Origin of the sequence: uncultured Cetobacterium sp. (genome assembly GCF_947038635.1) — a bacterium.
In the GTDB taxonomy this organism is placed as follows: Bacteria; Fusobacteriota; Fusobacteriia; order Fusobacteriales; family Fusobacteriaceae; genus Cetobacterium_A.
On the sequence record NZ_CAMQXC010000105.1, the window covers coordinates 1 to 8,065 of the forward strand.

The window sequence follows — 8,065 nt, forward strand, 5'->3', positions numbered from 1 at the left end:
GAATATAGATGAGCTGTTAGAAAGGATTGAGATAGATGTCAGAAGATAACTTTGATCCTAGAGTAGTTTTTAGTACAACAATAATTTATATTATAGCAATTAGTTTTGCAAATAAGTATTATCAAATAATTCTTATTTTACCTGTTATATTCTATCAGATGAAGTTATTTTCAACTGATTTAAATAAGTTAAAAAGAATTTTTAAATACTCAATGGGACTTCTTTTTTCTATGATATTTGTGAATTTACTTTTAATGGATAAAAATTTGGGCTATATATTTCTTTCTACTTTTAGACTTTTAGTAATTATATTTCTAGTTACTTCTATGGTCTCTAAAATGGAGATTAGAGAAATAGGATTTGTAATTGAAAAAATATTATTACCTTTAAAAATATTTAAGATTCCAGTTGAATCGATAGGAGTTATAACAGCTTTAGCATTTAAATTTATTCCTATGCTAGAAGAGGAAAGTAAAAGAATAATTATAGCTCAAAAAGCAAGAGGAATTGATTATAAACTAATGAGTATAAAAGAAAGAATAAGTAATATTACAACATTATTTTTTCCAGTAGTTATCTGCGGGATACAAAATGCAGTAAACTTAGCAATATCTATGGAAGTCAGAGGTTATGGAAATGGTATAAAAAGAACAAGATTAAAGAATTATAAATTAAAAAAAAATGATTATTTTTATCTTTTTTTTAGCTTTATGATTTCTGTTTTATTTGTTATATTTTGTTTAATTTTTTAAAAAAGCTAAGGCGACTCTTTTAGAGTCAATCCTTAGCTTTTTCTATAGCTGACAAAGCTAAAATTTCATTAGGATCATAAAAATTCCCCTTAATTTTAAATAGATTTATGGCAATTGGAAGTTCAGTACAACCTAAAATTATATTATCAATATTTTTTTTCTTAAAATTTTTAATTATATTTATTATTTTTTTAGGATTATAATTAAGTTCACCATTTTTAATAACATTATAAATTAAGTTCATAAGTTCTAAATTTTCACTTTCCTCTGGAAAAACAATTTCAATATCATATTTATTAAAAATGTTTTGATAGACATTTCCTTTTAGAGTTCCTGTTGTTGAAAATAAAGCTATTTTTTTAATATCAGGATTTTTTTTTAGAATAAATTTAGCTGTTTCTTCAATCATATTTAAAATTGGAATATTGATTGCTTTAGTTAAATCGTTGTAAAAATAGTGAGCAGTATTACATGGCATTATAAGAAAATCTGCTCCTGATTTTTCTAAAGTTTTAGCCGAAATAATAATCTCCTCTAACGGACTTTCTCCGATTCCTAAAATAGCAACTGTTCTATCAGGAATTTTAGTATTATTATCAATAATTATTGGAATATGTTCATTATCACATTTAGCATCGCTAGCTTTAATAATTTTTGTAAAAAGATCTGCCGTAGCTAATGGCCCCATTCCCCCTATAATTCCAATTTTTTTCATAGAAATTCCTCCTGAATAAAAGATTAACTATTATAATAGTTACTTATATTAGCATTTTCATTGATTTCTCCAATGATTAAAGATTCTTTAGATGACATAATAACCGTGACACCAGGGCCATGACCAGATTTTATGCAGTTAGAGTGAACAACTACACCAATGGTAACAGAACCTTTTAAATATCCTATTCCATATGTGTTATCACAATCTTCTAGAAGAACTAAATCACCAAATCTTAACTTATCTATTCCAAATTTTTTATTTTCTTCAGAATCAGCAGTCATAATATCATAATCACCATGAGATGCAGAAGCGCTACCTATTCCTGAACCCATTAAGTATGCTGGGATTTTAGTTACAATAGGTACAATAAGTTTATTATTCTCTATTTTTATGTTTAATTTTTCAAATAAATTAGGGTCTAGATTCATTACAGAGATTTTAGGATGAGTTAATAGTTTAAATCCTTGACCGAATCCTTTAATTTGTATTTTATCTCCAATAGACAAATTTTCTAGAACATCTTCAGGAAAATCAATAATAACATTGTCTATTCCACCGTGCTTACCCGTAACCCATCCTTTTTTACCTTTAGCATCACCGGTAATTACTTTAGCTTCATTTCCAATACAAGAAAGATTCATTAATGCGTTAGATTCTTTTTCTTTAGAATGATGTATAGAAACACAGGGTTCAACATGATCTCCAGAGATATTCATGCATGAATCACCAACTTTAAAGTTATAAGTAATTCCACATGTTCCAGGTAAAATCTCTGGAACTCCTTTAGAGGAAATTTTATACCCTGCAAAGATTGGGTGTCTAATCTCTCCTTGTAATGATATTTGTACAACTTCTTTTTTATTTGTTTTCATCAATAACTCCTTTTATCAAAATTTATAATTCAATTTCATAAAAACTATGATGTCCCATAGGACTAATTTTAAAATTTTTAACTTTCTTATTAATTCCAACATTATATTTAGGATAGTAAAGAGGAATTAGTGGAACATCTTCTTTGATAATTTCTTGAACTTTAGAATAAGCATTTAATCTAACTTCTCGATCAGTTGTTTCTCGAGCACTATTTAAAAGCTGATCAACTATTGTATTTGAATAGATAGTTCTTCGACCAGCACTAGGATCTGTTGCAGTATTAAAGACAGGATATAAGCTATAATCAGCATCACCCGTAACATTTCCCCAACCTAATATTATAATTTCGTGCTCCTCTCTAGCTGTACCTTCTAGAAAAGCTCCCCATTCTAAAGACTCAATAGATGATTCTATACCAACATCTTTAAGCTGAGATTGGACTATTTGCGCAATTTGAAGTCTTGTTGCATCATCATTTGTCCATATTTTTGTTTTAATCTTATTTTCTAAATTTTCACTTTTTATAATCTCTTTACTAAGGTTAGGATTCCATTTTATTGGCTCAATTGATTTGTCATATCCAAAAACTCCTTTTGGAACAGGTGAATTTGCTTTAGTTCCAGAGTTTAAAACAACAGCTTCTATAATATCTTCAGAATTGATTGCATAGGCTATGGCTTTTCTAATATTTTTATTATTAAAAGGAGCCTTTAAAGTATTAAAACCTAAGTAATTCATTCCAAATCCAGTATCTTCCAAAAGAATTAAATCTTTATTTGATTTGACTTGATTAATATCTATAGGAGCAATATTGATAGACATATCTAGTTCACCAGTTTCTAATCCAATAACCCTATTAGTTGCTTCATTTACAACTTTTATATTAATTTCATCAACTTTAGCAGGATTTTTAAAATAATTATTATTTTTACTTAAAATAATTTTATCTCCTGGAATCCAATTAGAAAGCTGAAAAGGACCTGTTCCAATTGGATTTTGTCCGTATGAATCACGATTTTGAATAACAGCTTTTTCATTTAAAATCAAACTTGCAGGATGAGCTAAATGATAAAGCATAGGAGCAAATGGATTAGATAACTCTATCTCTACAATATAATCAGATATTGCTTTAATTGTTTTCATAGGACCAACTATATGACTAACTCTAGGCGAGCTTAACATTCTGTTAAACGTAAATACAACATCTGAAGCTTTCAGCTCCTCTCCATTATGAAATAACACACCTTTTTTTAAGTTAAATTGATATTTTGTTGGTGAAATCTCTTTCCAACTTTCAGCAAGATTAGGAACAATATTTAAGTTTTCATCAACACTAACAAGAGCATCATATATTTGAATCATTACTCCTGCAGAGGGACTATCGTTAGTAGCATGAGGATCTAAGCTTTTAGCATCAGCAGATTGTGCAACATTTAAAATTTTTCGATTCTCGTTAAGAGTTGTATTATTTTTTTCTCCACAACTGATTAAGAGCAAAAATGATGTAAATATCCCAAATAAAGATTTTTTCATAAAATACCTCCCCTATTTATTTAAAAATTGTTATAATGTTTGTTAGTATAACATAAAGAATAAGAGATAAATAAATACTAATTTCCTAACTTATTTATCGTAAAAAAATATAAATACTAAAAAGGAGAACTTTTTTCTATGGATATAAAACAATTAAAGTATTTTTTAGCAATTACAGAGGAAAATAGCATCACAAAAGCTGCAAAAAAACTTCATATTTCACAACCACCCTTGAGCCATCAACTAAAAATTTTAGAAGAAGAGATTGGAAGTAAACTTTTTGATAGAACAACAAGGAATTTAGAGATAACAGAAGTTGGGGAATTTTTAAAAAATAGAGCGATTCAAATACTAGAGTTAATGAATGAAACAGTAAAAGAAATAAAACAAAATCAAGAAGAGTTAGAGGGAGTTTTAAAAATTGGATTTGTTGCTTCTTCAACAGCTGCATTAGTTCCAAAAGTAATACCAGGGTTTTCTAAAAATAATCCTGAAGTAAAATTTGAACTAAAAGAAGGGAGTACATATAAAATTTTAGATTTATTAAATCATGGAACTATAGAGATTGGATTTATACGCACACCTTTTAATTCTGAAGAATTTGATTGTATATATCTGTCTAAAGAACCAATGATAGCACTTGTAGATAAAAATAAATATTTTCAAGAAGTTAATGAAATTGACATCTCTTTTTTAGAAGGGTTACCACTTATAATAGATAAAAGATTTAAAAAAATAATTGTAAATGCTTGTTATCGAAAGGGATTTATTCCAAATATATTACTAATTGGTGAGGATAGTAGAACTTTGATGAATTTGGCACAACAGGGAATGGGGATTGCAATAGTACCAGAAAGTTCAAAAAATCTAATATTTAGAGAAAACTCTAAAGTTATAAAAATAAAAGATGAAGAGTTAGAAACACAAGTTGTTGTTGCTTGGTTAAGAAACAAAAAACTGTCTTCAGTGGCAAAACATTTTTTAAAATTTTTAAAGTAATATTTTGAATTAAATATAAAAGGTTACCATAGACTAAGTAACCTTTTAAAATAGTTATTAAAATGCATAAGTAAATCCTGAATAGAAAGTTCTTCCATTAGCTGGATCATAAAGAATCTCATTATTGGAAATACCTTCTTGATCATAGTTGTCTCTATCTAAGATATTATTAATACCTCCATATATTTTTAGTCCGTTATTAAAGACATAATTAAGGCTTAAATCAAGAGTTATAAAACTTTGAGCCTCATACTTATTAGCTTTATCTAAATAGTATTTATCCTTGTAATTAAAAGATAATATAGAGCTAAAATTATCGGTAAAATTGATAAGTGTTCCTAAGTTAGCATTTATTTTAGGAGTATATGGAACTTGATTTCCCTCTGAATTTGAATTTTTAGAATCTTTTTTAATTTTAGCATCTATGTAAGCTAAATTTTCAAAGAAAACAAACTTTCCAAAAGTTTGTTCTAAATTTAATTCAACACCTTTTCGCTCAGTTTTACCAAAATTACCATAATACCATTCTTTACCATGAGAAATTTCGTTATAATAGATTTCATTTTTAGTTTTTCCAATGAATCCATTTAAAGAAATAAAACTTCCAAGAAGATAGTCCTTAATTCCAATTTCTAAAGTTTGATTTGTTTCAGGCTTTAAATCATTTAATATATAATCAGTCCCATCTTTATCTTGAAACTCTGTTGGAGCAGGAGTTCTAAAACTTTCTTCGAAACGAGTATAGATATTACCAGTATCAGAATATAAATAATTTATCGCAAACTCATAACTATCGTTATATGTTGATTTTTTTATGTAGTCAGTTTTTAAACCGGTATCTACATAGCCACCATTAAGAAAAATTGGCTTAACCTTATGGTAGTAATGACTATTTTTTGTAGTATTATATTTTGTCCACTCTCTTCTATAGCCTTGCAAAAATTCAAATTTATCAATAGATGTTTTATTAAAAATATAAACTCCATTACTCTCTTTTTTGCTAGATAAATTATAAGTTTTATACATATCCATAAAATTATCAAAATCTCTTTTACTTTTTTGTTCTTTATAATCATATCCTAAAATTAAGTAGCTATTCTTCATATAATTATATTTTAAAGACGGATTTATTTTTAATTTTTCATCAGTAAAAGTACCAATATTGTCAGCATAATAATTTCTATAATCAAATGGATTTGTTATAGATCCAAAATTTGCATATGTAGATTCCTTTGTTGTAACATCATTAGTATTTTTTTGATAACTTCCATTTAAATTGAATTCAAAGTCATCACTAAATTTTTTATTGTAGTTGAAAGAAAATTCATCTCTTCTTAAATCAGATTTATCTAAGATATCTCCAGTTGCATCTAAAAGAGGATAGCTATTATTTGAATTATTCTTTAAATATGAGCCATCAAAATCTACTCCAGATTGAGAAGAGTTATCATTTAATTGTTTTTTAGTTAAAAGGTCGGCTGTTTTATTTTTTTTATTATAGTAAGAGTATTGTAGTTTTAATTTGTCTGTTTTACTTAAATTAAATAAAGTTGTAAAATCAACATGTTCTGAATTAAGTTTTTCATCATCTCTATTAGTATGACTATTTTCTTTTGAATAATTTAAGATGAAAGACATAGAAGCATTTATTTTAAGAGAAGTTCCAATATCAAAGATATTTTCCTGTTCACTACCATATCTATAGCCAATATACCCACCAGTTTTATCCACAGAAGATTTTGTAATAATATTGACAAGACCACCGGTAAAACCATCGCCATGAAGTACACCATTACCACCAGGTAAAATTTCAATTCTTTCAATTGATGTTAAAGATATAGAATTTAAAGGTAGTGTTCCATGATTTATATCGACAGGATTAATAGATGTTCCATCAACTAAGACTTGAACGGTTGCTTTTGAGTTAATACCGCTACCTCTCATTTGAATTGATTCTCCCACAGAATCTCTTGTAATAGTAATTAAAGGCGAACTATTTAAAGCTTCAGCAACATTTTTAAAATTCTTTTCAGAAATTTCTTCTTTTGTTATTACTTGAATATTTTTTGGTGTATTTTGTATAGACTCTTCATATCCAATGGAAGATATAACACTTTTTTCTAAAAATACTCCGTTCTCTTCTATTTCCATAGAGTAATTTAAAGTAGAAATTAAAATTCCCAATAAAACAAAATATTTATTCATAACCCCTCCTAAATAAAAATATTTGTACGTCAAAGTAATATTAGCACAACTGATTTAAATTTGCAATAAAATATATTTAAAAAATAAAATATTTGATAATCAAAATAAAATGTGCTAAAATAGTATAAATTATATATGGAGGATACTTATGAGGAAAAAATTATATTTAATATTAGGATGTTTATCTTTGGTTTTAGGAGCTATCGGAGTATTTTTACCTCTTTTACCAACAACTCCCTTTGTACTTTTATCTGCATTTTTATTTGAAAAAAGTTCTGAAAAATTTCATAGATTGTTATTAGAAAATAAAATATTTGGAAAATATATAAAAGATTATACAGAGAAAAAAGGGATAACATATAAAAATAAAATAATTGCAATAAGTGTAATGACTTTAGGAATGGGAAAAGGATTTCTTTCAATGCAAAATATATATGGACGTGTATTTCTTTTAATAGTATATTTAGTAGTTTTTACTCATATTTTAAAATTAAAAACATTAAAAGAAAATTAAATTATAGAAGAGTTAATTTTAAAGCTATATAAATTTATGAAATGGTAGATTTTATCTGCCATTTTATGTTTTATCAATAGATTTAATCGATAAATTAGTATATAATATAATGTATTTATATTGTGAGGTGATTACTTTGAAGTGAGTTAATTGAGGATGGAACTTTTAGGTTAAAAGTTAAAAATTTATTTGGCAAAGTGTTGTCTTAAAATATAAGTTAGGGAGAAGTACGGAATGAAAAAAATATTATTTTTACTAATAATTTTATCAACAATTTTATTAGGAAAGGATATCAAAACTAATGAATTATTAAAAAATCTTAATAATCCTGAATGGATTATAATTGATACAAGAGATAGTAACGAATATAATGGATGGAATTTATCTAATCTAAAAATAAATGGACATATAAAAGGAGCTACTGATTTATCAGCTAATTGGCTAAAGACAAAATATTTAAGCTCTAATAAT

The 8,065-nt window shown here is 26.4% G+C and carries 8 protein-coding genes; 4 read left to right on the forward strand and 4 right to left on the reverse strand.

Annotated features, from left to right (window positions below):
* Positions 1 to 35 precede the first annotated feature (35 nt).
* Positions 36 to 752 (forward strand): energy-coupling factor transporter transmembrane component T, encoded by a 717-nt coding sequence (locus Q0V08_RS09275; RefSeq protein WP_297434162.1) that lies wholly within the window; start codon positions 36 to 38, stop codon positions 750 to 752.
* A gap of 25 nt (positions 753 to 777) precedes the next feature.
* On the opposite strand, the gene Q0V08_RS09280 is transcribed toward Q0V08_RS09275, so the two are convergent.
* From Q0V08_RS09280 to Q0V08_RS09290, 3 genes are read right to left on the reverse strand one after another with little or no spacing between them, the layout of a single operon-like run.
* Complete coding sequence (locus tag Q0V08_RS09280) at positions 778 to 1,467, reverse strand: amino acid racemase (RefSeq protein WP_297434164.1); 690 nt, start codon at positions 1,465 to 1,467, stop codon at positions 778 to 780.
* A gap of 23 nt (positions 1,468 to 1,490) precedes the next feature.
* Entirely contained in the window at positions 1,491 to 2,342 is an 852-nt protein-coding gene (locus Q0V08_RS09285) for a DUF4438 domain-containing protein (RefSeq protein WP_297434165.1), read from the reverse strand.
* Between the two features lie 22 nt (positions 2,343 to 2,364).
* A complete protein-coding gene (locus Q0V08_RS09290; RefSeq protein ID WP_297434167.1) occupies positions 2,365 to 3,876 on the reverse strand; it encodes an ABC transporter substrate-binding protein in 1,512 nt (503 codons plus the stop codon).
* 138 nt (positions 3,877 to 4,014) lie between these two features.
* Between Q0V08_RS09290 and Q0V08_RS09295 the strand changes: the two genes are divergently transcribed.
* Positions 4,015 to 4,875: a LysR family transcriptional regulator gene (locus Q0V08_RS09295; RefSeq protein WP_297434169.1), complete on the forward strand. Its 861-nt coding sequence runs from the start codon at positions 4,015 to 4,017 to the stop codon at positions 4,873 to 4,875.
* Positions 4,876 to 4,932: 57 nt separating this feature from the next.
* Here the strand turns inward: Q0V08_RS09295 and Q0V08_RS09300 are convergent, their stop codons facing one another.
* A complete protein-coding gene (locus tag Q0V08_RS09300) occupies positions 4,933 to 7,080 on the reverse strand; it encodes a TonB-dependent receptor (RefSeq protein ID WP_297434171.1) in 2,148 nt (715 codons plus the stop codon).
* Between the two features lie 148 nt (positions 7,081 to 7,228).
* On the opposite strand from Q0V08_RS09300, the gene Q0V08_RS09305 reads away from it, so the two are divergent.
* Together Q0V08_RS09305 and Q0V08_RS09310 are read left to right on the forward strand one after the other, a co-directional pair.
* Positions 7,229 to 7,594, forward strand: a complete 366-nt coding sequence (locus tag Q0V08_RS09305; RefSeq protein WP_297434172.1) for a YbaN family protein — start codon at positions 7,229 to 7,231, stop codon at positions 7,592 to 7,594.
* 234 nt (positions 7,595 to 7,828) lie between these two features.
* On the forward strand, positions 7,829 to 8,065 hold a 237-nt coding region (locus Q0V08_RS09310; RefSeq protein ID WP_297434175.1), incomplete at its 3' end, for a rhodanese-like domain-containing protein.